Origin of the sequence: Shinella agrisoli (assembly GCF_046557955.1) — a bacterium.
Lineage (GTDB): Bacteria > Pseudomonadota > Alphaproteobacteria > Rhizobiales > Rhizobiaceae > Shinella.
The window spans coordinates 1-24,523 of the sequence record NZ_JBJIEP010000026.1 but is presented as its reverse complement, the minus strand read 5'-3'; the positions used below and the strand labels follow the sequence as shown (position 1 = coordinate 24,523).

At 65.4% G+C, this 24,523-nt stretch carries 24 protein-coding genes; 21 read left to right on the top strand and 3 right to left on the bottom strand.

What is annotated here, in order from left to right; genetic code table 11:
* Positions 1–58 precede the first annotated feature (58 nt).
* The 13 genes from ACIIOY_RS22345 to ACIIOY_RS22285 all read left to right on the top strand — a co-directional run bounded on the left by ACIIOY_RS22345 (position 59) and on the right by ACIIOY_RS22285 (position 11,612).
* A complete protein-coding gene (locus tag ACIIOY_RS22345) occupies positions 59–1,258 on the top strand; it encodes an FAD-dependent monooxygenase (RefSeq protein WP_411036877.1) in 1,200 nt (399 codons plus the stop codon).
* Positions 1,259–1,270: 12 nt separating this feature from the next.
* Positions 1,271–2,023: a maleate cis-trans isomerase family protein gene (locus ACIIOY_RS22340; protein WP_411036876.1), complete on the top strand. Its 753-nt coding sequence runs from the start codon at positions 1,271–1,273 to the stop codon at positions 2,021–2,023.
* Positions 2,024–2,034: 11 nt separating this feature from the next.
* Positions 2,035–2,838 (top strand): alpha/beta fold hydrolase, encoded by an 804-nt coding sequence (locus tag ACIIOY_RS22335; protein ID WP_411036875.1) that lies wholly within the window; start codon positions 2,035–2,037, stop codon positions 2,836–2,838.
* Between the two features lie 28 nt (positions 2,839–2,866).
* On the top strand, positions 2,867–3,910 hold the full coding sequence (locus ACIIOY_RS22330) for a 2,5-dihydroxypyridine 5,6-dioxygenase NicX family protein (RefSeq protein ID WP_411036874.1): 1,044 nt from the start codon (positions 2,867–2,869) through the stop codon (positions 3,908–3,910).
* 59 nt (positions 3,911–3,969) lie between these two features.
* Positions 3,970–4,536 carry an isochorismatase family protein gene (locus ACIIOY_RS22325; protein WP_411036873.1) on the top strand — a complete coding sequence of 189 codons (567 nt, stop codon included), beginning with the start codon at positions 3,970–3,972 and terminating at the stop codon, positions 4,534–4,536.
* 67 nt (positions 4,537–4,603) lie between these two features.
* Positions 4,604–5,242: a TetR/AcrR family transcriptional regulator gene (locus ACIIOY_RS22320; RefSeq protein ID WP_411036872.1), complete on the top strand. Its 639-nt coding sequence runs from the start codon at positions 4,604–4,606 to the stop codon at positions 5,240–5,242.
* A gap of 433 nt (positions 5,243–5,675) precedes the next feature.
* Positions 5,676–6,107, top strand: a complete 432-nt coding sequence (locus ACIIOY_RS22315; RefSeq protein ID WP_411036871.1) for an acetyl-CoA carboxylase biotin carboxyl carrier protein — start codon at positions 5,676–5,678, stop codon at positions 6,105–6,107.
* The gene (locus ACIIOY_RS22310) at positions 6,107–7,474 is read left to right on the top strand and encodes an acetyl-CoA carboxylase biotin carboxylase subunit (RefSeq protein ID WP_411036870.1); all 1,368 of its coding nucleotides are present in this window, start codon (positions 6,107–6,109) and stop codon (positions 7,472–7,474) included. Before ACIIOY_RS22315 ends, ACIIOY_RS22310 begins: the two co-directional genes overlap by 1 nt.
* On the top strand, positions 7,461–7,916 hold the full coding sequence (locus tag ACIIOY_RS22305) for a hypothetical protein (protein ID WP_411036869.1): 456 nt from the start codon (positions 7,461–7,463) through the stop codon (positions 7,914–7,916). Before ACIIOY_RS22310 ends, ACIIOY_RS22305 begins: the two co-directional genes overlap by 14 nt.
* Positions 7,913–8,611 (top strand): 5-oxoprolinase subunit PxpB, encoded by a 699-nt coding sequence (gene pxpB, locus ACIIOY_RS22300; protein ID WP_411036868.1) that lies wholly within the window; start codon positions 7,913–7,915, stop codon positions 8,609–8,611. The genes ACIIOY_RS22305 and pxpB overlap by 4 nt, the downstream gene beginning before the upstream one ends.
* On the top strand, positions 8,608–9,600 hold the full coding sequence (locus ACIIOY_RS22295; RefSeq protein WP_411036867.1) for a 5-oxoprolinase subunit C family protein: 993 nt from the start codon (positions 8,608–8,610) through the stop codon (positions 9,598–9,600). The genes pxpB and ACIIOY_RS22295 overlap by 4 nt, the downstream gene beginning before the upstream one ends.
* A 9-nt stretch (positions 9,601–9,609) precedes the next feature.
* Entirely contained in the window at positions 9,610–10,377 is a 768-nt protein-coding gene (locus ACIIOY_RS22290; protein ID WP_411036866.1) for a LamB/YcsF family protein, read from the top strand.
* 32 nt (positions 10,378–10,409) lie between these two features.
* Complete coding sequence (locus ACIIOY_RS22285) at positions 10,410–11,612, top strand: pyridoxal phosphate-dependent aminotransferase (RefSeq protein ID WP_411036865.1); 1,203 nt, start codon at positions 10,410–10,412, stop codon at positions 11,610–11,612.
* On the opposite strand, the gene nac is transcribed toward ACIIOY_RS22285, so the two are convergent.
* Positions 11,609–12,514 carry a nitrogen assimilation transcriptional regulator NAC gene (gene nac, locus ACIIOY_RS22280; protein WP_411036864.1) on the bottom strand — a complete coding sequence of 302 codons (906 nt, stop codon included), beginning with the start codon at positions 12,512–12,514 and terminating at the stop codon, positions 11,609–11,611. The genes ACIIOY_RS22285 and nac overlap by 4 nt on opposite strands.
* A gap of 150 nt (positions 12,515–12,664) precedes the next feature.
* Between nac and ACIIOY_RS22275 the strand changes: the two genes are divergently transcribed.
* The 7 genes from ACIIOY_RS22275 (at position 12,665) to ACIIOY_RS22245 (ending at position 17,500) form a co-directional block, all read left to right on the top strand.
* Entirely contained in the window at positions 12,665–13,417 is a 753-nt protein-coding gene (locus ACIIOY_RS22275) for an SDR family oxidoreductase (protein ID WP_411036863.1), read from the top strand.
* On the top strand, positions 13,414–14,121 hold the full coding sequence (locus ACIIOY_RS22270; protein ID WP_411036862.1) for an amino acid ABC transporter permease: 708 nt from the start codon (positions 13,414–13,416) through the stop codon (positions 14,119–14,121). Before ACIIOY_RS22275 ends, ACIIOY_RS22270 begins: the two co-directional genes overlap by 4 nt.
* The gene (locus ACIIOY_RS22265) at positions 14,118–14,879 is read left to right on the top strand and encodes an amino acid ABC transporter permease (RefSeq protein ID WP_411036861.1); all 762 of its coding nucleotides are present in this window, start codon (positions 14,118–14,120) and stop codon (positions 14,877–14,879) included. The genes ACIIOY_RS22270 and ACIIOY_RS22265 overlap by 4 nt, the downstream gene beginning before the upstream one ends.
* Positions 14,876–15,643, top strand: a complete 768-nt coding sequence (locus tag ACIIOY_RS22260) for an amino acid ABC transporter ATP-binding protein (RefSeq protein ID WP_411036860.1) — start codon at positions 14,876–14,878, stop codon at positions 15,641–15,643. Before ACIIOY_RS22265 ends, ACIIOY_RS22260 begins: the two co-directional genes overlap by 4 nt.
* 22 nt (positions 15,644–15,665) lie before the next feature.
* Positions 15,666–16,502 (top strand): ABC transporter substrate-binding protein, encoded by an 837-nt coding sequence (locus tag ACIIOY_RS22255; RefSeq protein ID WP_411036859.1) that lies wholly within the window; start codon positions 15,666–15,668, stop codon positions 16,500–16,502.
* Between the two features lie 92 nt (positions 16,503–16,594).
* On the top strand, positions 16,595–17,269 hold the full coding sequence (locus tag ACIIOY_RS22250) for a 4-carboxy-4-hydroxy-2-oxoadipate aldolase/oxaloacetate decarboxylase (RefSeq protein WP_411036858.1): 675 nt from the start codon (positions 16,595–16,597) through the stop codon (positions 17,267–17,269).
* A 93-nt stretch (positions 17,270–17,362) separates the two neighbouring features.
* A complete protein-coding gene (locus tag ACIIOY_RS22245) occupies positions 17,363–17,500 on the top strand; it encodes a hypothetical protein (protein ID WP_411036857.1) in 138 nt (45 codons plus the stop codon).
* Between the two features lie 85 nt (positions 17,501–17,585).
* Here the strand turns inward: ACIIOY_RS22245 and ACIIOY_RS22240 are convergent, their stop codons facing one another.
* Complete coding sequence (locus ACIIOY_RS22240; RefSeq protein ID WP_411036856.1) at positions 17,586–19,025, bottom strand: tetratricopeptide repeat protein; 1,440 nt, start codon at positions 19,023–19,025, stop codon at positions 17,586–17,588.
* Positions 19,026–19,032: 7 nt separating this feature from the next.
* Positions 19,033–20,427, bottom strand: a complete 1,395-nt coding sequence (locus tag ACIIOY_RS22235) for a tetratricopeptide repeat protein (protein WP_411036855.1) — start codon at positions 20,425–20,427, stop codon at positions 19,033–19,035.
* Between the two features lie 531 nt (positions 20,428–20,958).
* On the opposite strand from ACIIOY_RS22235, the gene ACIIOY_RS22230 reads away from it, so the two are divergent.
* A partial coding sequence (locus ACIIOY_RS22230) for a beta strand repeat-containing protein (protein ID WP_411036854.1) occupies positions 20,959–24,523 on the top strand: 3,565 nt, incomplete at its 3' end.

The window sequence follows — 24,523 nt, the reverse complement described above, 5'->3', positions numbered from 1 at the left end:
AGTCCTGGGTCGGGTGCCGCCGAGCACCTGACCCGCCCGAGATATCCAAGGAAAGATCATGACTGAGAAATTGAAGATTGCCATCGTCGGTGGCGGTATTGGTGGCGCTGCGCTTGCCGTCAGCTTGAGAAAGCGGGGTTTCGATCCCCACATCTACGAACGTGCCCAAGCCTTCGGCGAGATCGGTGCGGGCGTGCAGATGACGCCGAATGCCGTCAAGATAATCCGTGCGCTCGGCCTCTACGACCGGCTGACCAAGGTGGCATTCCAGCCGAAGGGCTCGCGTGGCCGGCACTGGAAGTCGGGCCGGGAGAATTTCCTGCTCCCCTTCGACAAGGGTTTCATCGAGTACTATGGCGCGCCCTACCTGCAGATCCACCGCGCCGACCTGCTCGATCTTTTCGTCCGCGAATTGCCGGCCTCCTCCGTCACCTTCGGAGCGGAACTCACGGATTGCACCCAGGATGCGTCGGGTGTCACGCTGACCTTCGCGGATGGACGCACCAAGCCGGCAGATCTCGTGATCGGGGCGGATGGAGTGCGCTCCGTCGTTCGTGACAGGATCTTCGGCTGCGAGGAGCCGCGCTGGACAGGGCATATGTGCTACCGGGCGCTTGTGCCGGTCGGCGAGCCCATGCCCTATGTCGAGCCCTACAATTCGCTCTGGATGGGCCCGAACGGCCACGTCGTGACCTATTATGTGCGCGGCGGGACCATGGTGAACATCGTCGCCGTGCAGGAGGCGCCGCAATGGGTCTCCGAAGGCTGGAACGTCCGGGCGTCACGTGACGAGATGCTTGCCACCTATCAGGACTGGCATGCGGATTTGAAGAAGCTCTTCTCCAAGGTGACCGACGTCTACCGCTGGGGTCTGTTCGACCGAAATCCGATGCCCTCCTGGGACGGCGGGCGGGTGACGCTGCTCGGCGATGCCGCCCACCCCATGCTGCCCTTCCTCTCGCAGGGGGCCGCGATGGCGATCGAGGACGGCTATGTTCTGGCCGAGGCCTTGCAGGCCGCAGGCAGCGATATCAAGGCGGCGATCGCCACCTATGACGCGCTGCGGCGTCCCCGCACCAGCCGCGTGCAGCTCGAATCCCGCAAGCGCGGCGAGACCTACCACCTGCCATCCGCCATCGCCCAGATGAAGCGCGATCTCGAATACCGGATCCGCTCGATCGTCGCCCCGCGCACCACCGGCATGAGGGCCGACTGGGTCTATGAATATGACGGCACGCAGGCCGTCTCCGCACGCTAGGAGGAGCAATCCATGACGAAAACCTATCGCATCGGTCAGATCGTGCCCTCGTCGAACACGACGATGGAGACGGAGATCCCCGCCATGCTGAATCGCCGCGCCGCGTTCGGCGGGGAAAAGTTCACGTTCCACTCCGCGCGCATGCGCATGAAGAAGGTGAGCAAGGAAGAGCTCTCCAGAATGGACGGCGACAGCGATCGCTGCGCGCTCGAACTCTCGGATGCCGAGGTGGATGTGCTCGGCTATGCCTGCCTCGTTGCCATCATGAGCATGGGGCACGGCTATCATCGCGTGTCGCAGGAGCGGCTGGCGGGTGTCACGGCGGCGAACGGTGCGGCCGCTCCCGTCGTCACCAGCGCCGGCGCTCTGGTCGATGCGCTCCATGTCCTTGGCGCGAAGAAAATCGCGCTCGTCGCCCCCTACATGAAGCCGCTGACGCAACTCGTAGTCGACTATATCGAGAACGAAGGAATCACCGTCGTCGATCATCGGGCACTCGAAGTGGCCGACAATCTCGCCGTCGGCCGGCTCGATCCGTCTGGGCTTCCTGGCATCGTCGCCGGCATGGACTACGGCGATGTGGACGCGATCGTGCTGTCGGCCTGCGTGCAGATGCCCTCGCTCGATGCGGTCCCGGCCGTCGAAAAGCTAACCGGTAAGCCCGTGCTTACGGCTTCCATCGCCACTACCTTTGCGATGCTGAAGGCGCTCGATCTGCCCACCGAGGTGCCGGGCGCCGGCGCCCTCCTGAGCGGCAAATACTGAGGAGAGACCAGATGACCACCTTCATCTCCGGCGGCTTGGTGCGCGCCAACGATATCCGCCAGCACTACCTGCATTTCGGCGGGAAGGGACCGCAGATGCTGGTGCTGCCCGGCATCACCAGTCCCGCCATCACCTGGGCGGAGTTTGCCGACGAACTCGGCAAGGATTTCGACGTCTACGTGCTCGATATGCGCGGTCGGGGCCTTTCCGAGGCCGGCCCGGCGCTCGACTATTCGATCAATGCCATGGCCGCCGACGCGGCCGCCTTCGCTGCTGTCATGGGCCTTGAGAACTACCATCTCCTCGGCCATTCGATGGGCGGACGCATCGCCCCCGTCGCCGTCACCCGCTACGGCGCGACGCCGAAAAAGCTGATGATCATCGATCCCCCGATCACCGGCCCCGGCCAGCGTGGCCATGGCGCGACGCATGAATGGTTCACCGACCAGATTTCCGCAGGTGCGCGCGGCGACATGACGGTCGAAGACATGCGACCGTATTTCCCGCGCTGGCGCGACGACCAGTTGGCGCTGCGCGTCGAGTGGATTCATACCTGTGACCCGCGCGCGATCATCGACTTTCGCATCGACGTGCTGGAGGACGATATTCACAGCGAGCTGCCGAAGCTCGAGGTTCCGACGCATCTGATGATCGGTGGCCAGAGCCCGCTCATCACCCCCGAGGAGCAGGCCGAAATCGCCGCGCTTGCTCCGAAGCTCGAGATCCACCGGATCCCCGAAGCCGGGCACATGATCCCGTGGGATACGCCCGAAATCTTCTTCCGCCTGTGTCGCGAATTCTTCGCGCGCGCCTGACCCTTTTCAACCGCCAAGGAGACATGAGATGCCCGTAAGTGACGCACAGATGGTAGCCGCCTGGGAACACGTTCTCGGCCTTTCCAAACTCGAAGCCGGACAGAGCGTGACGATCCTCACCGGCCCGATGACCCACGAACAGACGCTGCGCACGGCGCTCGTCGCCACCGAGAAGATGGGCGCCGTCGTCAACCGGCTCGACATGCTGCCGAAGAATGGCGAGAAGGCGCTCTCGCGCGACCTGCTCGCCTATCTCGGCGATACGCCGCTCACCGGCAATGCTCCTGCGCTCGCCATGCTGAAATCCTCCGACATGGTGCTCGACCTGATGACGCTGCTCTTCTCCAACGAGCAGGTGGAAATCCTCGAGAGCGGCACGAAGATCCTCCTTGCCGTCGAGCCGCCGGAAATCCTGCTGCGCATGCTGCCGCAGGCCTCCGACAAGGAGCTGGTCGAGAACGCCACCGCGATTCTGACGTCGGCCAAGACGATGCGCGTCACGTCGAAGGCCGGCACGGACGTGACCTTCGGCATCGGCGATTTCCCGGTCACCAAGGAGTGGGGCTTCGTCGACGAGCCCGGCCGCTGGGACCACTGGCCCTCGGGCTTCTGCGCGACCTTCGCTAATGAGGGCTCAAGCAACGGCACGATCGTCATCGACACCGGCGACATCCTGCTGCCTCAGAAATGCTACGTGAACGGCCCGATCCGCCTGACCGTCAAGAACGGCTTCATCACGGAAATCGCCGGCGGCGTGGATGCGGCGCTCCTCAAGGAGTATATGGAGAGCTTCGACGATCCGGAGGTCTATGCCATCTCCCATATCGGCTGGGGCACGCAAACGAAGGCCCACTGGTCGACGCTCGGATTCTACGACCGAGAACAGACGATCGGCATGGATGCCCGCGCCTTCGCCGGTAACTTCCTGTTCTCGACGGGGCCGAACAACGAGGCCGGCGGATCGCGCACCAGCGCCTGCCATATCGACATCCCGATGCGCAATTGCACGGTGAAGGTCGGTGACCGCACCGTGGTGGAAGAGGGCAAGGTCGTCTTGCACAAGCTCTCGTGAGCGAACTCGAGGTCTATTCGAAGCAAGGCTTCGGTGCCGTTGCCGATGAGAAGGGTCCTGTGGCCCTTCTCATCGTTGATTTCGTCAACGGTTTCGCGGACCCGAATGCTTTCGGCGGCGGCAACATTGCGGAGGCGATCAAGGCTACCGTTCCGGTTCTCGCGCTCTTCAGGGCGCGAGGCTTGCCGATCGCCCATACTCGCATCGTCTTTGCGGAAGACGGGTCGGACGCGACCCTCTTTTCGCAGAAGGTGCCGAGCCTTCTGGCGCTGACCGAAACCAATCCGGCAAGCGCCATCGTCCCGGAACTCGCGCCGCTTGCCGGCGAATTGGTCGTGCGCAAGCAGCAACCTTCAGGCTTTGCCTCCACAGGGCTGATGGGCTGGCTTGCCATGCGCGGTATCCGCAGCCTCGTCGTCTGCGGCTGCGTGACGTCCGGCTGCATCCGGGCGAGCGTTCTCGATGCCATGCAGGGCGGCATCCTGCCGGTCGTGCCGAGGGATTGCGTGGGCGACCGGGCGCTCGGGCCGCATGAAGCAAACCTTTTCGACATCGGCCAGAAATATGGCAATGTGGTTCATTCGGCAGACATCGAAGGTATGTTGGACCGCCTCGATAATATTTAGTACAGGATTGATCTGATTGGGGCGCGGCCGCGCGCCTTCGTTCAGTCCAGACCTGGAGAGGAACTGCGTGCGAAAACCGAGAAAGCTTCCGGGACGGCCGGAAGGGCAGAGCGACGCGCGCGAAACGATCCTGAGGGTGGCCCGCGATCTCTTTGCCGAGCACGGCTATGCGGGCACCAGTTTCAAGATGATCAGCGAAAAGGTGGGCGTATCGAATGCTCTGCTCACTTACTATTTCGGTAGCAAAGAGAGACTGCACGAGGAGATATATCTCCAAACGGCCGGCAAGATTGGTGCGATGCGCCTTGAGCGGCTTGCCGCTGTGACGGCCGCAGGCGGCGGGCTGCCGGAGCTTCTGGCGAGCTTCGTCGCGCCATTGCAGGAGCTCGTCGTTACCGAGGAGGGGGAGGCGTTCCTGCGCTTCCAATGGCGGGTCGAGAGCGAACCGACAGAGCTCTCCTACCGCCTGCGTCACAAGGCTTATGATGAATCCACGCGCGCCTACGCGAAGGCCATTCGAATGGCGAGGCCGGAGCTGACGGAAGAAGCCTGCTTTGCCCGGATCGCCTGCGTCGTGGGGGCGACCAACTATGCAATCTCAGCCCGCCACAGGCTTGATATCCTCCTTCCGGGACTCGGTCAAAAAGACGGAACGCTCCAGATTTTGAAGGAACTTGAGGAAAATGCCTATAAGTATTTCCTGTAGGAGCGATGAGTATTGTTCTCCGTTTGGAAGCGATTCGCCGCTCCTCAGGCTGAAACGCCAAGGCGCAAAAACAATATGTGTCGTTTCTTGCCGATGGTGAGTTGAACGAAGCCTGTTGCTCGGGCGCTTGTTCGGTCCAATAGCTGCCTGTTGATCTCGAAGCTTGATGCGCCGTCCGCCAGGCCTATGCGATGACCGGCTGGCGTATCGGCTATGCGGCAGGTTGAGATGGGTCAGATTGATCCTCTGCCAATGTCGCTGGCTGCATTTGGACCTGGAGTCATGTCGGGCGTGATGCGACATGATCGGCGGCATCGGTATTGAAAGTTTGTCTGCCCCCATCAATCGCAATGCTGTGTAAGGTTTTCCCAATCGGACCGGAGGGTTGGCCGCTGCGCCACATGCCGGTTCTGCCGTGCCCTTGGGGAAAACTATGGATCTGGAAAAGATCAAGTCGCTTCTCGATTTCGTCGGTCGCTCGCGTGTCTCGGAACTGACGGTCAGTGAGGCGGGCACGACCGTCGTCATTCGCAATCCCTTGCAGCCGGCCGCTTCCGGAGACGAGCCAGCATCGGGCGGGCCGCAAGCCTCTGCCACGGTGGCTCCGGGTGAAAAAAACGAGCAGGCGGATGACCGGCTCGTGCGTTCGGCCATCGCCGGCGTCCTTCACCGGTCCGCAAGCCCCGGCGCCGCGCCGCTGATCGCCGTCGGCGATCCGGTCGAGATCGGCCAGGCGCTCTGCATTGTCGAGGCTATGAAGGTCTTCACCACGGTCAGCGCGCCGTTCGGCGGGACCGTCAAGCGCATCTTCTTCGAGGACGGGCAGGATGTCGGCTTCGGCGATCCGCTCGTGGAGATCGTCTGATGGGCATGCCTTTCACCTCCGTCCTCATCGCCAATCGCGGCGAGATCGCCGTGCGCATCGAGCGCGCCTGCCTGGAGCTCGGGCTGCGGCCGGTCCTCATCGCCTCGGAGGCGGACACGGTGGGCCGGCCTGCGCCCGGGGAGGGCGGGCCGCTTGCCATCGGGCCATCGGCGCCGGGACGCAGCTATCTCAACCAGGCAGCCATTCTGCTTGCCGCCCGGGTGACAGGTGCCGAGGCGGTCCATCCCGGCTACGGATTCCTGTCGGAAAATGCCGATTTCGCGGAGGCGGTGGAAAAGGCGGGGCTTACCTTCGTTGGCCCGCCGGCTTCTGCGATCCGCACGATGGGCGACAAGATCGCCGCCAAGCGGGCGATGATGGCGGCGGGCGTGCCGTGCGTGCCGGGGCCGGGCGAGCCGCTGCCGGAGGATGCCGAGGCGGTGCGGGTGATTGCCGAGGAGATCGGCTATCCGGTCATCGTCAAGGCGGCCGGCGGCGGAGGCGGGCGCGGCATGCGCGTCGTGCGCGAAGGCGGCGAGGTGGCCGATGCCATCGCCATCACCCGCGAGGAGGCGCGCCGCGCCTTTGGCAAGCCGGAGCTCTACATGGAGAAATTCCTGGAGCATCCGCGCCACGTCGAATTCCAGGTCCTGTGCGACAACCACGGCAATGCCGTCTGGGTCGGGCATCGCGACTGCTCCGTCCAGCGCCGGCATCAGAAGGTTGTGGAGGAGGCGCCCGCACCGGGCATCGCGCCGGAACTGGCTGAGCGGATCGGTGCGCGTTGCGCAGAGGCCTGCCGCCAGATCGGCTATCGCGGCGTCGGCACTTTTGAATTCCTCTACGAGAACGGCGAATTCTATTTCATCGAGATGAACACCCGCCTGCAGGTCGAACATCCCGTCACCGAAGTGACGGCTGGCGTGGATCTCGTGCATGAACAGTTGCGCGTCGCGCAGGGCGAGATGATGGACGCCGCGCATTTTACCGGCGAAGCGCGGGGCCATGCTTTCGAGTGCCGCATCAATGCCGAGGATCCCGCCACCTTCGTCGCCTCGCCGGGGCGCATAACCGCGCTGCGCTTCCCGAATGGCCCTGGCATTCGCGTCGATACGCATGTCTCGGCAGGATACCGTGTCTCTCCCTACTACGATTCCCTGATCGCCAAGTTGATCGTCCATGCGCCGACCCGCGCGGCTGCGATCCGCCGCATGCAGGTCGCCCTGTCCGAGACCCGCATCGAGGGAATCGCCACCAATCTTCCGCTGCACGGGCGGATCTTCTCCGATCCCGATTTCGTGCGCGGCTGCGTCGATATCCATCATCTTGAAAAGCGGCTGAGGGAGGAACCCCGTGGCGAGGCGTGACCGCTCGACGGGCAGGAACACGATCGGCGATCTTTCCGATCCCGCCCTCGTCTCCACCCTGACCGGCTGGCTCGAAAGTTCCGGCGCAAGCGCGCTGGAGATCACCACGCCGGATGGCGGCGCGCTGAAGATCGCTCTTTCTGCCGGCATGCGCTCCGTGCGGGCTGCCGAAGCCGTGTCCGAGGCGCCCGGAGGCCGCGCCGTCAAGGCGCCGATGGCGGGCCTCTTTCGCGATAGGCATCCTTGCGCGCCCGAGGCGGTGCCGCTTGCCGGTGAGGGCGGAATGCTCGAAGCCGGCTCTCTCGCCGGCTTCGTCGAGATCGGGCCGATGCTGCTGCCGGTGATCGCGCCCGAGGCGGGGATCGTTGCCAAAATCCATGCTCGTGCCGGCGAACTGATCGGCTACGGCGATGCCGTCCTGACGATGGAGCCTGCCCGATGACGTTTCTGCACGCGGCGCCTGTCTCCATCGTGCCGGACACGGACGAATACGCAAAAATCTCCTTCATAGGGGTGCGCGCCTTCCTGGTCGAGGCGCCCGGCGCCTTCGACCTGCCGAACCAGCGGCGTATCTGGGCGTTGTCCCATGCGCTCGAAGCCCGTCCGGAAATCGCCGAGATCGTGCCGGGCATGACGAACCTGCTGGTCATCCTAAGGGAGATCCCGGACGCGCCGGAGACGGTCGTTCGTCTGTTGCAGGAGGAGTGGCGGCGCGCGCGGGGCGTCGATCTCGCGGGCCGCGAGATCGAGATCGCCGTCACCTATGGCGGAGAGCACGCGACCGACCTGCCGGCGCTCTGTGACCTCTCCGGCCTCTCCGACCGGGAGGTGGTGCGCATCCACCACGAGGGCACCTACCGGGTCTTCGCGCTCGGCAGCGCGCCGGGCTTTGGCTACCTGCACGGGCTCGATCCGCGCATCCACATGCCGCGCAAGACCGTGCCCTCGCTCCACATGGCGCGCGGCTGCGTGACCATCGGCGGCATGCAGACGGGGGTCGCCGTGCTGACCGGGCCGAATGGCTGGAACTCCATCGGCTTTGCCGAACTCCAGATGTTCGACCCCATGGCTGCCGTCCCTGCCGTCATGGCCCCCGGCGATACCGTGCGCTTCCGTCCCGAAAGGATCGAACTGTGATCGAGATCGTCGCAACGGGACCGTTGAACACGGTCCAGGACCTCGGCCGGCCCGGCTACCGCAACATCGGTGTCACGGCCTGCGGTGCAATGGATCCGCTGGCGCTCAGGACCGGCAACGTGCTCCTCGGCAATGCGCCTGATGCGGCCGGCATCGAGGTACAGACCTTTCCCTTCCGGGTGCGCTTTTCGCAGAGCGGCGCCTTTGCCGTAACGGGTGCGGATTGCCGGGCAACGCTTGACGGCATGCCGGTGCCGCCCTGGTGGACGGCCGAGGCGGGGCCGGGACAGGTGCTGGAACTTTCCCCGCCGCTGAAGGATGCGCGAGCCTATCTCTGCCTTGCCGGCGGGGCGGATGTGGCTCCGGTCATGGGCTCGCGCAGCACGTCGCTGCGCGGCGGCTTCGGCGGGGTTCAGGGTCGGATGCTCGCGGTGGGCGACCGCATCGCGACGGGCATGGCTGGTGGCGGTTTCCTGCCGAAGGGTGGTTTCGGCGTGGTGCCGCCGGCAATGGCGATGAAGGATGCCTTCCCCGTCGCCGAGGGCGGTGCGTTGGTTATCCGCGCACTGCCGGCTGGCGAACACGATCTCTTCGGTGCGGATGCGGAACGCTTCTGGAACCAGCCATGGAAGATCTCCGCGCGCAGCGACCGAACCGGCTACCGGCTGAGCGGCGACCCGATCCATCCGACCGAGGTCGTGGAGATGCGCTCGCACGGCGTCGTGCCGGGAGTCGTCCAGGTACCGCCGGCCGGCGAGCCCATCGTCCAGATGAGCGATGCCAATACGGCGGGCGGCTATCCCAAGATCGCCGGCGTCATCGAGGCCGATCTCTGGCGGCTCGGGCAGGCGCGCATCGGCTCGCTGCTGCGTTTCGTGCCGGCGACGCATGCGCAGGCCAAGGCCGTGGAGGCGGCGCTCGCCGCCTATATCGCGGATGTCCACAGGACCGCGCGGCTGGTGAGCCAGGCGCTTGCCGCCATGGCATAGGAGGATTGCATGCAGGTGGATCTCAATTCCGACATGGGCGAGGGTTTCGGCCCCTACAGGCTCTGCGACGACGAAGCGATGATGGATCTCGTCACCTCCGCCAACATCGCCTGCGGCTTCCATGCCGGCGATCCCGACACGATGGCGCGCATGGTGCGCCTGGCGCGGGAGAGAGGCGTCGATGTCGGTGCGCATCCCGGCCTACCGGACCGGCAGGGTTTCGGACGCCGCGAACTGCCCTTCGGGCCGGATGAACTGCGCCAGCAGATGCTCTACCAGCTCGGCGCGCTGACGGCGATCGCCAAGGCCGAGGGTGTCGCGGTCTCCCATGTCAGCTTCCATGCGGCCATGGGCAACATGGTCAACCGGGATCCGGCGCTCGCCGCCGCCATGATGCAGGCGATCCGCACGGTAGATCCCCGCCTCGTCGTCTTCGGTACGGCGGACAGCGTCATCGAGCGCGCGGCCAATGAGGCCGGGCTGAAGACGCTGACGCTCTTCCTCGCCGACCGCGCCTATGACGCCAGAGGCGCGCTCGTGCCGCGCGGAAAGCCCGGCGCGCTGGTCAAGGACGAGGCTTCGGTCCGCGCCCGCGTGCGGCAATTCCTTCTCGACGCGACCGTCACGGCCATCGACGGGACCGTCATTCCCATGCGGGCGCGCTCCATTCTCGTCCACAGCGATACGCCCGGCTCGCTCGATCTTGCCCGCACCGTGCGCAGCGAGATCGAGGCGGCCGGCGGCACTGTCACGCCTGTCTCGAAACTCCTGCGATGAACTTCCTCTCCGCTCCATCGAAAGCAACCGCCATGCCCGCCATCGCCGACCGCCTGAAGAACGTTTCCGTCTCCGCTTCCGCTGCCATGACCCAGCGTGCCCGCGACCTTTCGGCCAAGGGCGTCAAGGTCATCAGCCTCTCCTCCGGCGAACCGGATTTCGCGACGCCCGCCAATGCGATCGAGGCCGCCCATGCAGCCGCCCTTGCCGGCGACACGAAATATCCCCCGCTCGACGGCACGCCGGCGCTGCGCCAGGCGATCTCCCGGAAATTCAAACGCGACAACAATCTCGACTACGATCCCTCGGAGATCGTCGTTGCCGGCGGCGGCAAGCAGATCATCTTCAACGCCGTCATGGCCACCTGCAATCCGGGCGACGAGGTGGTCATCCCGTCACCATCTTGGATCAGCTATGCGGATATCGTGAAATTTTCCGGCGGCGTGCCGGTGCCGGTCGATTGCCCGCAGCAGAACGGCTTCAAGCTCAGTGCCGAGGACCTCGATGCTGCGATCACTCCGCGGACGAAATGGCTGTTCCTGAACTTCCCGAACAATCCGACAGGCGCCGCCTGCTCGCGCGCAGAAATGAAAGCCATCGCCGAGGTGATGCTGAAGCATCCGCATGTCTGGATCATGACCGACGACATGTACGAGCACCTGATCTATGACGGTTTCGAGTTCTGCACCATTGCCGAGGTGGAGCCGCGTCTGAAGGATCGCGTGCTGACGGTCAACGGCGCCTCCAAGGCCTATGCGATGACCGGCTGGCGCCTCGGCTTCTGCGGCGGGCCGAAGGACCTCATCAAGGCGATCAGCAATGTCAACGGCCAGAACAGCGGCGGCACCTCGACCATCACCCAGGCCGCCGTCGCCGCCGTGCTGGACGGGCCGCAGGATCTCCTGAAGGAGCGTGCGGCGATCTACAAGAGGCGGCGCGATTTCGTCCTGGAAAGGCTCGGCGAGATCGAGGGCATCCGCTGCCACAAGCCGGAAGGTGCCTTCTATGTCTTCCCGAACATCGCCAGCCTCATCGGCCGGACCAGCACGGGCGGGCGGAAGATCGAGACCGACACGGATTTCGTACTCGCGCTGCTCGACGAGCACCACGTCACGACCGTGCAGGGCGCGGCCTATGGCATGAGCCCTTTCTTCCGCATCTCCTATGCCACGAGCATGGAGCAACTGGACGAGGCGTGCGGGCGCATCGCCGAATTCTGCGTGGGGTTGCGCTAACCTTTGAGCCGTGCGGTCAGCTCCATCAGGATCGACCGCACCGCCAATGCCGGCTCCGACAGCTCGCTCTGGTCGGAGACGCACAGCGACAGCGTCTCCTCGATCCGCGGCGTCACCACGCGCGAGACGATCGGCTCGGAGCTTTCGGCGACGATGCGCTCGGCGATGGCGCGCGGCATGATCGTCGCGCCGACGCCGCGGCTGACGGCGCGGCCCAGCGTGCGCACGATCTCCACCTCCGCCACCACGTTCAGCGACAGGCGGCCGCGGGTGAAGGCGAGGTCGATGGCGCGGCGCACGAAATTGTAGGGCGGCGGCAGGAGGAGCGGCAGGTCGTTCAGCGTGCTGACCGGCAGAGGCGCCTCGCCCGGCTCGATGCCGAGGTCCCGGTGGGCGACGAGGTGGAACTCCTCCACGAAAACCGGCTCGAAGCGCACGCCCTTGATGGGGCCGGTGCCGTGGATGAGCGCCATTTCCAGCCGGCCGTTCATGATCATCTGGCTATAGGTCTGGCCGACGCTTTCGGTGAGATGCAGGAGGATGCCGGGGTGGCGCTTGCGCGTTTCGGTGAGGAGGTCGACGGAAAGCGTCGCCGCACTCGAAAAAGGTACGAGGCCGACCGAGACGCGCCCGACCAGCGTGGAGCCTGCCGCCTTCACGTCGGCCTGCGCCTGGTCCATCTGGCGCAGGATGATCTGGGCGTGGCGGTAGACCGCCTTGCCCGCCTCCGTCATGGAGACGCCCTGCTGGCTGCGGATCAGGAGTTTTTGCCGAAAATGGTCCTCCAGCGCGGCGAGCTGCTGGCTGAGCGCCGGCTGGGCGATGTGCAGCACGTCGGCGGCGCGGGTGATGCTGCCCGTATCGACGATGACGATGAAGGATTTGAGGCGCCTGATATCCATATGCCGAACCTGTCCTGAACGGTGTGGAATGTTACAGGCCCAAGGGGCGGCGGCAAGCCCATAAGGCTTCCTTATCCATCCAGATTCAAACGGTCTTATTCAGAGCGGAAAAGCTTCGCTACTCTCTCTTTCAACAACAGGGGAACAACAATGTCCTTTTCCGATTACAGAACCGCGCTGGTAACCGGCGCCTCCTCCGGGATCGGTGCTGCGGTCGTCGAACGGCTTCGCCGCGAGGGGCTGGAGGTGCACGCCGTCGCGCGCAGCGCGGATGCCCTCCAGGCGCTTGCCGCGCGCACGGGCTGCGTTCCCCACGCCATCGACGTCAAGGACCGTGCCGCGCTTGCGAGGCTCGCCGGCGAGGTCGAATTCGACATCCTCGTCAACAATGCCGGCGTCGACCGGCCGAAGAAATTCCTGGAGGCGGAGGATGGCGACATCGACCTGCTCGTCGACGTCAACCTGCGCGCGGTCCTCCATCTCTGCCGGCTGATCGTTCCCGGCATGGCGGCGCGCGACCGCGGCCATGTCGTCAACATCACCTCGATCGCCGGCAACTACAATTTCGGCGGCAACTCCACCTATCACGCCACCAAGGCCGGCGTCGCCATGCTGTCCAACCAGCTGCGCATCGACACCTTCGGCAAGCGCGTGCGGGTGACGGAAATCTGCCCCGGCCGCGTGGCGACCGACATCTTTAACCATGTGCACGGCGACGACCCGTCGATCCGCGAGCGCTTCATCGACGGCTTCGAGCTGCCGCAGGCTTCCGACATCGCCGACGCCGTCGCCTTCGCCATCGCTGCGCCCGTCGCGGTCAATATCGGCCATATGGAAATCACGCCGACGCTCCAGGTGATGGGTGGCCTGCAGACGGCCCGTCCGCAGGAGCGGCAGCCGTGAAAGGCTTCGACCTCACCGCCATCCTCGGCGATCCCGAATACATGGCCATGCTGGCCCACGGCATCGAGATGACCTTCATCATCGCGATCTGCTCGTGGCTGCTCGCGATGAGCCTTGCGGTGGCGCTGCTCGCCACCCGCTTTTCGCCGGGCCGCATCGGCAATGCGGTGGTGGCGGGCTACGTGTCCTATCACCGCAACGTGCCGACCCTCGTGCAGCTGATGCTCTGGTATTTCGGCATCTACACGATCCTGCCCACGGCCCTTTCCGATTGGCTTTCGGCCCATTCGGCGGAAATGATCTTCGCCATCGTCGGCCTCGGGCTTTGCCAGGCGGCCTATTTCAGCGAGGACCTGCGCTCGGGGCTGCGCTCGATCAATGCGGGCCAGATGGAGGCGGCGCGGGCGCTCGGCCACGGCTACATCTCGGCCATGCGCTACGTTCTGATCCCGCAGGGCGTGCGCAATGCGCTGCCGGCCCTCGTCAACCACAGCGTCTCGCTCTTCAAGAATTCGAGTCTTGCCATCGTCATCGGTGCGCCGGAGCTCAGCCACGCCGTCAAGGAGATCGAGAACCTCTCCTTCCGCACCTTCGAGATCTACCTGATCGGAACGGTCCTCTACCTCTTCTTCTCGCTCATCATCATGGGAGCCGGGGCATATCTCACCTGGCGCGCGGATCCGGTGAACGGAGCGAGCCGATGATCCACGACATCATTGCCATCATCGACGAATACTGGCTGCTGCTGCTCATCGGCCAGTATCCGAACGGACCCCTCGGCGGCCTTGCCAATACGCTGATCCTCTCGGCGCTCAGCATCGTCATCGCCTTTCCCTTCGCCATCCTGCTCGCCTTCGCGCGCCTTTCGAAATACCGGGTGCTGCGCTGGCCGGTGACGGTGCTGGTCTATGTGACACGCGGCGTGCCGCTCCTGATGCTGGTGCTCTGGAGCTATTTCCTCGTGCCGCTGCTCACCGGTGCGGACGTGCCGAGCTTCCTCACCATGCTCGCCACCCTCGTCGTCTACCAGGGGGCGTTCCTCAGCGAGATCATCCGCGCCGGCATCGTGGCGCTCGGGCAGGGGCAGATGGATGCGGCGCGCGCCCTCGGCCACGGCTGGTTCAGCGCCATGCGTTACGTCATCCTGCCGCAGGCGCTCTACAACATGATCCCGAGCATGCTGTCGACCTTCGTGGCAACCATCAAGGACACGACGCTCGGTTATGTCATCAACGTGCCGGATCTCACCTTCGCCGCCAGCCAGGTCAACAACCAGCTCCTCACGCAGCCCTTCCAGGTGTTCCTGATCCTGGCGCTCACCTACTACATGATCTGCTGGTCGCTCACCTGGCTCACCAATGTCGTCGAGCGGCGCATCACCCGCCGGCGGGCGGGGCTCGGCCCCGTGCCCCGCGGCGGGATCGCTCTTCCCCTGACCCCCAAAGTGACGGAGCAGCCATGATCGCTTCAGTATCCAATACCGGGAACGACCAGACGATCCGGCTTGCCGAGGTTCGGAAGAGCTATGGCGACTTCGACGTGCTGAAAGGGATCGATGCGACCGTCGCCCGTGGCGAGGTGGTCGTCATCTGCGGACCCTCCGGCTCCGGCAAGTCGACGCTGATCCGCACCGTGAATCGGCTCGAGGAGATCAACAGCGGCTCGATCTTCTTCGAAGGGCAGGACATCCACGCCCCGATGAGCGGCCGCGACCTCAACCGCCTGCGCAGCCGCATCGGCTTCGTCTTCCAGAGCTTCAATCTTTTCCCGCATCTCTCCGCGGTCGACAATGTCGCCATGTCCCCCATGCGCGTGAAGGGCGTGCCGGCGGCCGAGGCGCACGAGAAGGCGCTGAAGCTGCTCGACCGGGTGGGCCTGCGCGAAAAGGCCAATTCCTATCCGGCGCAGCTTTCCGGCGGCCAGCAGCAGCGCGTCGCCATCGCCCGGGCGCTCGCCATGGAGCCGCCCGTCATGCTCTTCGATGAGCCGACCAGCGCGCTGGACCCGGAAATGGTCGGCGAAGTTCTGAGCGTCATGAAGTCGCTGGCGGCCGAGGGCATGACCATGATGTGCGTGACGCATGAAATGGGCTTCGCCCGCGATGTGGCCGATCGCATCTGGTTCATCGACGGCGGCGAGATCATCGAGACCGCGACCCCCGACGAATTCTTCAAGAACCCGAAGCATCCGCGCGCGCAACGGTTCCTTGCGGACCTGCGCCACTAATACCAAGCAAGAGGAGAACAGCATGAAGTGCCATCATCTTATCCTTACGGCGACCGTCGCGGCCGCCGCGCTCGCCGGCCCCGCCAAGGCCGACCAGCTCGACGACATCATCGCCAACAAGACGCTGCGCTGCGCGACCTTCGCCGATGTACCGCCCTTCGCCGCGCCGGACACGCAGACCCGCGAAATGGTCGGCTTCGACGTCGATCTTTGCGGCGCCATCGCCCGTGAACTCGGCGTGAAGGCCGAGATCAAGCCGGTCTCGGTGGAAGCCCGCGTGCCGGAGGTCAAGCTCGGACGCGTCGACATCACCGTCGCCAACCTCGCCTATACAAAGAGCCGCGCCGAGCAGATCCAGTTCAGCGATCCCTACTATCTCGCCAAGGAAATGCTGATCGTGCCGGCCGACGATCCCGGCAAGTCGAAGGCCGATTATGTCGGCCAGCGCATCGCCTCCACCAAGGGCTCGACCTCGGAAATGTCGATCAAGCTCAACAAGTCCGAGCCTCTGACCTTCCAGGACACGGCTTCCGCCTATCTCGCCGCCCAGCAGGGCAAGGCGCGCGGCATGGTCGCCAACACCATGACGACGACCAAGCTGGTCAACGAATCCAAGACCAAGGGCCGCGAGATGCGCATGATCGAGGAGCCCATGCTGTTCCAGCCGATCGGTATCGGCATGCAGAAGGACCAGCCGGCGCTGACGGCCAAGATCAACGAGGTGCTGCGCAAGCTGGATGAAAGCGGCGAGCTCAACCAGATCTGGGACAAGTGGCTCGGCCCGGACACCGAATACAAGATGACCCGCACCGACAAGGTCGTGCCGCTCTCCGAGCTGAAGTTCGACCAGATCCCGTAAGGGATCGCGCGCGAGCGACCCCTTGCCAACATGACTTGGACAGTCGGCGGCGGGCGTTGCGCCCGCCGCGATGATTACCCGTGGGAAAAATCATGACGCACATAAAGAAAATGCCTGTTCGCCCGAGTTTCGCCGAAGTGGAGGCCCTGGCCAAATTCTCGCCGGCGACCATTCACGAGGCACAGGGTCGCAGAGGCGCGCTCTCCTCGCGCATCAAGCCGGTCGACTACCGTATGAAGCTGTGCGGCCCCGCCTTCACCGTGCGCTGCGCTCCGCGCGACAACATCATGTTGCAGCTCGCGATCAATTACGCCGAGCCCGGTGACATCATCGTCGTCTCGGGCGGCGAATACGAGGAGGCGGGTTCCTTCGGCGACGTGCTCGCCAATGCCTGCCTTGCCAAGGGCATCGGCGGCCTGGTGACGGACAGCGGCGTGCGCGACTCGCTGCAGCTGCGCGAACTCGGCTTCCCGGTCTTCTCGCTCAGCGTCTGCATCAAGGGCACCGTCAAGGAAACCCTGACCTCCACCAACGATCCGATCGTCATCGGCGGCGAGCTCGTCCATCCCGGCGACATCGTCGTCGGTGACGCCGATGGCCTTGTCGTCGTGCGGCGCGAGGAGGCGCTCGAGGTTGCAAGGCTGTCGCAGGCCCGTGAAGACGCCGAGGCCGGATATATCGCCGCCTACAAGGCCGGCAAGTCCGTCGTCGAGGTCAGCAAGCTGGAAGCGGTGCTCAAGGCCAAAGGTCTGATCGTCGAGACGTGAGCGGCAAAGGTAATATCATGAGCAGGATCGAGCTATTGCAGGTCGGCTCTTGCCCAGCGTGGGACGAGGAGCGTCTGGACGCGCGGCCACTTCATGCCCGCTAGCCTCATCGACAGCCAGTTCGACGCCCTCGAACCGCCAACGGCAGACGAACGTTCAATCACAAACGACATCAATGCGTCGCTGGAGGTGGTTGTCGACCAGATCGTCACTCTGGGCAGCATTCAGTAAACAGAAGCCGTAAAATTCATGGGCCGGCCTCGCTGCTGGACGCCGGCATCGGCTTCGCCTTGCTCGCCGCCAGGCAGCAAATGCTCTAACTTTCCGGGAAGCCGAGGTTGGCGAGAAAGTCGCGGAAGCGCGCGTCGTCGCGCATTGGTCTGAACGCAGGATCGGCCTGAATGTCCATCAGCCGGGCTTCACGGCGATTGGCGGCGATGCGCAGCCAGGACAGCGCCTCGTCGGCGCGGCCGGCGATGGCGAAGTGCCGAGCCACGTCCCATGCAAGCGCTTCACCGCGTTCGTAGTACAGGGTCTCGACGGCGGCCATGGCCTCCGCCATCGCGCGCGCCCCACCCCCGGCAAGTGCGGTCCGGCCCGCATCTGCCGCCTCGCGGTAACGCGCAACGCCGAGGGCATCGCCGAAAGCGATGTAGGTATCGAGATAGGCCGAATAGTCCTCGGCCGCGAGGCGGATGAAACAGAGGGTGTAGCGCGGCCATGGGTAGCCGGGATCGCGCGCCACGATCTCCTCCAGAAGTCCCCTGCTTTCCTCCGTGCGGCCCAACAGGAACAGGATGTGCGCGTGAAGAGTGCGAATGGCGCTGCTGTCGGGGTCGATCTCCTCCGCCTCGATGACAAGCGGCAGCGCCTCCTCCGCCCGGCCAGCCAACATCAGCACGTTGGCATACCAGAACAGGGTATCGGCGGATTTAGGATGCCGGCTCAGCGTTCGCTCGAAGCGTGCAAAGCCGGCATCGGCGTCCCAGTGCCAGCGGAACTCGAGATAGGCGAGGGCACTCTGCGCAAGGTCGAGGTCAGGGTTCAGCGCGATCGCCCGGCGCGCGGCGCGCTCTGCCTTCGGAAACGCCTCCCACCCCGACCGGACCTGGTAGCGCTCGGCCAGAATATAGCTCGTCGCCAACGCGGCGTGGGCTTCGGCATAGTCCGGATGGATCGTCACGGCCCGGTCGAGCACGCCGATCGCCTCCGCGATGCTGCCCGCCGTGCGGCGGTGCCACAGGAACGATCCGCGCAGGTAGAGCTCGCGGGCAGCTTCGGGGACGGCGGCTCCGGCGACGGCAAGGCGGGCTGCGGGACGACCGTACGAGGCCAGAAGCACGCCCCCCAGGGACGCGATCGTGCCGAGACAGAAGCCGACGCCGAGACAGACCCCGACGACAAGCGCGAGACGGCGCGGGGTCACGGTTTCGTTGCGCGGCAATTCCACGGCCGGGGCGGTCTCTTCGCCTGCTTCCCTGGCTTTGTCCGTTGCCGGCAGATGCCCGTCCATGCCGCCGCGGCGGGCTTCGTCGCGCAGCCATGCCTGAAGCTCGCTGCCATAGGCATGCACCGGCACGCCGCGTCCGCCCTCGCTGGCACGGAACACCGGAAGCCGCCGCGATTCCGCCCAGCGGCGCACCGTGCTCTGGTCGCGGCCGAGAAATTCTGCGATCTCGCGCCAGCCCTTCAATGGTGCCTCGACGCCGCCGCCGATGCGTCCGATCCCGTCTGCCCGGTGCTTCGCCCCGCTCATCGCCGCCTCACAGGCCCGCCGGCCATTCTGTCGGCAGGCCGATATCGGCCAGCAACTGCCGATACTCTGGCCGCTCGCGGATCGGCCAGAAGGCCGGATTCATCTTGACGCCGATCAAACGCTCCTCATGGCGCTCCAGGCTGGTGCGCAGCAGCGGAATGGCATCCTGCCAGTTGCCGACCATAGCGTAGTCCATGGCCACGTCCCAGGCCAGCGCCTCGCCTCGCTCGAAATAGTCCCGGTCGATCGCCGCCATGGCCTCGGACATGGCCCGCGTGCCATTCCGGCGCAGGGCGGCGAGACCGGCTTCGGCTATCGCCCGGTGGCGGGACACGCTGATCCTGTCGCCCACCTTGGCGAAGTTTTCGAGGAAGCCGGCATAGTCCATTTCCGCCAGCCGGCAGAGCGCCAGCGTGTTGTAGTGCCAAGGATGGCCGGGATCGTTGCGGATCAGTTCGTCCAGCAAGGCGAGCCCTTCCTCGCGCCGTCCGAGCGCATGGAGCGACAAGGCCCGGAAATTGTGAACCGTGGCGTTGCCGGGGTCCAGTTCCCGCGCCCGCGCGAGGACCGTCAGGGCGTCCTCATAGCGCAGGATATGGATCAACGCGCTGGCATGCCACATCAGATTGTTGGCGTCCTTCGGATCGAGCCGCCGGGCCGTCTCGAAACGCTCGAGGCCGGCGCGCACCTGCCAGAGCCAGAAGAACTCCACGAACGCCAGCACGCTGTGGCCGAAGGCATAGTCGGGCGCAAGTTCGACCGCACGGCGCGCGTGCTTCTCGGCAAGCGGATAGGCGTCCCACCCCGACATTCCGCTATATTGCCGCGCCAGGTTGTAGGTCATGGCGAGGCTGGCATGAGCCTCGGCATAGTCGGAATAGATGTCGAGCGCCCGCGTCAGCGCCTCGATCGCGCCGGTGATGCCTTCGGGCGTCCGCCCGTTCCACAGGTAGGTGCCGCGCAGATAGAGGTCGCGCGCCTCGGCGGGTATGTCGCGGCCGGCGGCAAGGCCGTTCGGAGCGGCGCCCCGGCCATTGGTCCACCAAAAGACGCCGCCCAGGGCCGCCGCGCCAGCGAGGGACAGAGCGCCGAGCAGGACGCCGCGCCGCGATGGGGTTCTCGGGGCGGGATGCCCGGTTGCCTCGCGCGGCGCGGCGGCCGGTGCCTCCTGCTCCGCCAGTACCGTCCGGCCCTTGTCGGAGCGCAGCCATGCCTCCAACTCGTCGGCGAAGGCATGCACCGAACCGCCTCGCCCGTCTCGCCGACCCACGCGATAGACGGGCAGCGACCGGTCGGCAGCCCAGCGGCGCACGGTGGACACGTCGCGCCCGAAATAACCGGCGATCTCACGCCAGCCTCTCAGCAACGTCCCCGATCCCCTATTGGCCGGTCTGTCGCCCACCGCCCGCCCGTATCCCTATCCCGAACGAAATGGCTTCCCGTCCCTTCGGCCTCACCATCCCGAAACCCATGGAAAACCTTGACTATACTTAAAAGCAATCTCGCGGCGATTTCCAGAGCCATTCGCCCGGCATGCGCCTGCCGAATCGTTTCCGCGATTCGCGCAGCGTGATGAAATCGCCGCGAATGGCGGGTGCCGTATGGTTTTCTGCAGGATGAGCGAACTTGCGCGCATATGCCTAAACTTATCCATATTCCCGCATTGGGCGACGATCGGTAAAATCACGAGACATAGATACTTGTCCTTATGCGAGTCTATTTACAGGAGGATGAGTGCTTATTTCTAGAATAATAAATATAACTTCATGTAGTGTATGGAGTAAAGTATGAAATCAATCACTATTTTAAGAAATAATTGAGTGTATCTCAGTAGATTTCCTTTTGGTGAGCGGAGAAATTCTAAGAGTTGGAACATTGTCATTCAGCACCGGCAAGGATGGCGGGGCGGGCAGCAGATAGGGGGATGAACACGATGGCATCTATCAAGAATGATGGAGGCTGCAGGCAATCGTCGGCCAGCGCGGTGCATCGGCGCTCGCGGCTTGCGGCCGGCGTTTCCGGGCTGGCGCTGCTGGCCGGCGTGGGCGTGGCGCCCGCCTGGGCTCAATCGGTGGATGTCACGAGCGCGTCGGACTCCGGGCCGGGCACCCTGCGCAGCGCCGTGGAAACGGCCAACGGCAATCCGGCGATCGACACGGTGCGCAGCATCCTGCCGGCAGGCGCGACGATCACGCTCAGTTCCGGCCCGGTGGCTGTCGGTTCCTCGATCACGCTCGACGCGGAGGCTCCGCTCACGATCGCCAATGTGCCCGATATTCCCAACCGGGCAGCGCTTCATCTTTCCGGCGGAAACAGGCTGACCATCACCGCCCCTGCCACGATCAGCACGAGCTTCAACTACGACTTTGCCGATCTCGTAGCCAATCCCGTCGGCGGCATCGTGATTGGCGACGGCGGGAACGTGCTGGATATTTCCGGCCGGGTCCAGAGCTCCGGAGGGCGCCGCCCGGCCATGATCAGCCTTGGTGACGGCAACACCATCCGTCTTCGGTCCGGCGGGGCCATTAGCTCGACGGGCTCCTATACTTTCGGGATCCTGAGCCAGGGCGCCGACGCGCGCATCGTCGTGGAACAGGACGCAGGGATAACGGCGCAATCCCTTTATGGCACGGGGATCAGCTTCTCTGGTGCCGGAACGCACATCGATATTGCGGGAGACCTTGTCACCACCGGCCAGGCGGCGCGCGGGATCGCGGGAGATGTCGATGCCAGCGACGCGGTCGTCGACGTTTCCGGCCGCATCGACCTGCAATATAGCGGTTTGGCCTCTCCCTCCCACACCGGCATCTCGATCGGCGGGGACAGGGCTGTGGTAACGGTCCTGGGAACCGGCGAGATCGTCACGCACGATCACACGACCGCGTCGGCGATATATCTTTCGGGAGACGATGCCACGGCCATAGTGGCCGGCGCGCTCCGGGCGGGGCAGGGGCGGGCCGTGCGGCTGACCGGCTCCGGCGGCCGCCTCGAATTGAGGCCGGGCTATGCGATCACGGGCGGCGTCGAGGGCAACGGTGCCGCCATGCTCACCCTTGGCGGGGTCGGAAACGCCAGCTTCGACCTTGCGGCGCTGGGAGGGCAATTTACCGGCTTTGCGGCGCTGGACAAGCGCGACGGATCGACCTGGACGCTGACCGGCGCCGGCACCGGCTTTGCCGGCCCCGTCACGATCGATGGCGGCACGCTGCTGGTCGACGGTGCGATCGCCGGCTCGGCCGTCACGGTGAACGCCGGCGGCACGCTCGGCGGCAGCGGCGAGGTCGGGAGCGTGGTTGTCGCCGATGACGGCATCCTCGCGCCGGGGAGCTCCATCGGCACGCTGACGGTGGCGGGCGATCTGACGCTCAACCAGGCCTCGCAGCTGCGCTACGAGATCGGTACGCCGGGCGGCGCCGTCGATCCCGCCGGCGGCTCCAGCGACCGTGTCGCCGTCGGCGGCAACCTGACGCTGGACGGGCAGCTGCACCTAACCGACGCCGGCGGCGCGGGGATCGGCCACTACCGGCTGATGACCTATGCCGGAAGCCTGGCCGACAACACGCTCGACGTGGTGGCGCCCGGGCCCGTGGCCGGCACCTACACGGTGATGGCGGGCGCCGGCAATGTCGATCTGGTGATCGCCGGCGGCGGCACCGACCCGGTGATCGGCGATCCCAGCTTGCAATACTGGCAGGACAGCAGCCCGACCTGGGACGCGGCTGGCACCGACTGGCGCAACAGCGGCGGCTCCGTCGACGTCGCCTGGGCCGGCAACCACGGCGTCTTCCAGGGCCCCGGCGGAACGGTCGCGATCGAGGGCACGCAGAGCTTCCGCGGGCTTCAGTTCGTGAGCGACGGCTATGTTCTTGCTGGCCCCGGGGCTTTGCAAACGGTCGCGGGCGGAAGCGAGTTGCGCGTTCTCGCCGGTGAAACGGCCACTATCGCAGCGGCGATCACCGGCGCTGGCGGCATAAGCAAGACGGAAGGCGGCACGCTGATCCTCTCCGGGGCGAATACCTATGCCGGAGCGACTGCAATCGACGGCGGCGTCCTGCGCGCCGGGGCGGCGAACACTTTCTCCGCCGGCAGCGCGCATGTCGTCGCGGCCGGGGCGGTACTGGACCTCGCCGGCTACGACCAGACGGTCGGCTCGCTGGCGGGCGAAGGCAGCGTACTGCTCGGCTCGGCGGCACTGACCGCAGGCGGAGACAATACCAGCACCACCTTCAGCGGTGTGATGGAAGGAAGCGGCGGGCTGACCAAGACCGGCGCCGGCATCCTGACCCTGACCGGCGAGAACACATATACCGGCCTCACCACCATCGACCAGGGCAATCTGTATCTGGGCGATGGGGGCGCGGGCGGATCGGTGGCCGGCAATATCCACAACGACAACGCTTTTCTCGTCTTCAACCGCTCCGACGATTTCACCTATGCCGGGGTCCTCTCGGGCACGGGTTCGACCGCCTTCGTCGGGACGGGCATGACGACGCTGACCGGTGACAGCAGCAGCCTGACCGGGCGCGCCATCGTGACGGCCGGCAACCTGCGCATCGGCGCCGGCGGATCGTTCGGCACCTCCCTGTTGAGCGTCGATGCCGAAGGCGTCCTGTCCGGCCTCGGCACCGTCACCGGCGACGTGTCGCTCACCGGCGGCACGCTGGCGCCAGGCGCCGATGCCCTTGGGACACTCGCCGTACAGGGCAATGTCGCCTTCGACGCGGATTCCGCCTTCGCGGTGCGGATCGCGGCGGACGGCACCAATGACGCGCTGGCCGCGACAACGGCGAGCCTGAACGGCAATGTCACGGTGGCGGCCATCGATCCGCACACCTCTTATGTGGATCGCCAGACCTATACGATCCTCACGACGACCCCCAACGGCCTATCCGGCACATTCGACGGGGCGACGATGCTCACCCATTCGGCCTTCCTGACGCCGACGCTGACGCACAACGCCGACAATGTGGAGCTCACCATCGCGATGACGACCGACTTTGCCGCGGTCGCGGAGACATACAACCAGGCCCAGGCCGCGCGAGCGCTCAATGACTTCGAACAGACCGGCGACGCGCTGACCGTGTTCAACGCCGTTGCGGGATTGAACGCGGACGATGCCCGCCGGGCGTTCGACCAGGTTTCCGGCGAGGTCCAGGCGTCCGGCCGGCATGTGATCGACGAGACGTTCGCCCTGTTCAACCGGACGCTGCGCCACCAGGGCGTGGCAGGCGTCGGCTCGGGCAATGCCGGCGCGCAGGTCTTCACCGCGCCGCTCGGCTATGGCCCGGCGATGTCGGCCGGCAATGCAGGCCTCGCCGCCATCGACGATGCGTCCGGCTATGCCGATGCCCGCGTTCGCGGCGCATGGTTAGCCCCGCTCGGCGGCTTCGGCCAGGTCGACGGGGACGCCAACGCCGCCCGGCTCGACTGGTGGAGCGCCGGCCTTGCCGGCGGCTACGAGGGCGTGATCGACGTCGGCTCCGGCAATGCGGCCGGCG

What these genes read in the sequence shown, in the direction of transcription:
- ACIIOY_RS22345 (WP_411036877.1), top strand. Translation starts at nt 59, where the DNA reads ATGACTGAGAAATTGAAGATTGCCATCGTCGGTGGCGGTATTGGTGGC.
- ACIIOY_RS22340 (WP_411036876.1), top strand. Translation starts at nt 1,271, where the DNA reads ATGACGAAAACCTATCGCATCGGTCAGATCGTGCCCTCGTCGAACACG.
- ACIIOY_RS22335 (WP_411036875.1), top strand. Translation starts at nt 2,035, where the DNA reads ATGACCACCTTCATCTCCGGCGGCTTGGTGCGCGCCAACGATATCCGC.
- ACIIOY_RS22330 (WP_411036874.1), top strand. Translation starts at nt 2,867, where the DNA reads ATGCCCGTAAGTGACGCACAGATGGTAGCCGCCTGGGAACACGTTCTC.
- ACIIOY_RS22315 (WP_411036871.1), top strand. Translation starts at nt 5,676, where the DNA reads ATGGATCTGGAAAAGATCAAGTCGCTTCTCGATTTCGTCGGTCGCTCG.
- ACIIOY_RS22310 (WP_411036870.1), top strand. Translation starts at nt 6,107, where the DNA reads ATGGGCATGCCTTTCACCTCCGTCCTCATCGCCAATCGCGGCGAGATC.
- pxpB (WP_411036868.1), top strand. Translation starts at nt 7,913, where the DNA reads ATGACGTTTCTGCACGCGGCGCCTGTCTCCATCGTGCCGGACACGGAC.
- ACIIOY_RS22290 (WP_411036866.1), top strand. Translation starts at nt 9,610, where the DNA reads ATGCAGGTGGATCTCAATTCCGACATGGGCGAGGGTTTCGGCCCCTAC.
- ACIIOY_RS22285 (WP_411036865.1), top strand. Translation starts at nt 10,410, where the DNA reads ATGCCCGCCATCGCCGACCGCCTGAAGAACGTTTCCGTCTCCGCTTCC.
- nac (WP_411036864.1), bottom strand. Translation starts at nt 12,514, where the DNA reads ATGGATATCAGGCGCCTCAAATCCTTCATCGTCATCGTCGATACGGGC.
- ACIIOY_RS22275 (WP_411036863.1), top strand. Translation starts at nt 12,665, where the DNA reads ATGTCCTTTTCCGATTACAGAACCGCGCTGGTAACCGGCGCCTCCTCC.
- ACIIOY_RS22265 (WP_411036861.1), top strand. Translation starts at nt 14,118, where the DNA reads ATGATCCACGACATCATTGCCATCATCGACGAATACTGGCTGCTGCTG.
- ACIIOY_RS22260 (WP_411036860.1), top strand. Translation starts at nt 14,876, where the DNA reads ATGATCGCTTCAGTATCCAATACCGGGAACGACCAGACGATCCGGCTT.
- ACIIOY_RS22255 (WP_411036859.1), top strand. Translation starts at nt 15,666, where the DNA reads ATGAAGTGCCATCATCTTATCCTTACGGCGACCGTCGCGGCCGCCGCG.
- ACIIOY_RS22250 (WP_411036858.1), top strand. Translation starts at nt 16,595, where the DNA reads ATGACGCACATAAAGAAAATGCCTGTTCGCCCGAGTTTCGCCGAAGTG.
- ACIIOY_RS22245 (WP_411036857.1), top strand. Translation starts at nt 17,363, where the DNA reads ATGCCCGCTAGCCTCATCGACAGCCAGTTCGACGCCCTCGAACCGCCA.
- ACIIOY_RS22240 (WP_411036856.1), bottom strand. Translation starts at nt 19,025, where the DNA reads ATGAGCGGGGCGAAGCACCGGGCAGACGGGATCGGACGCATCGGCGGC.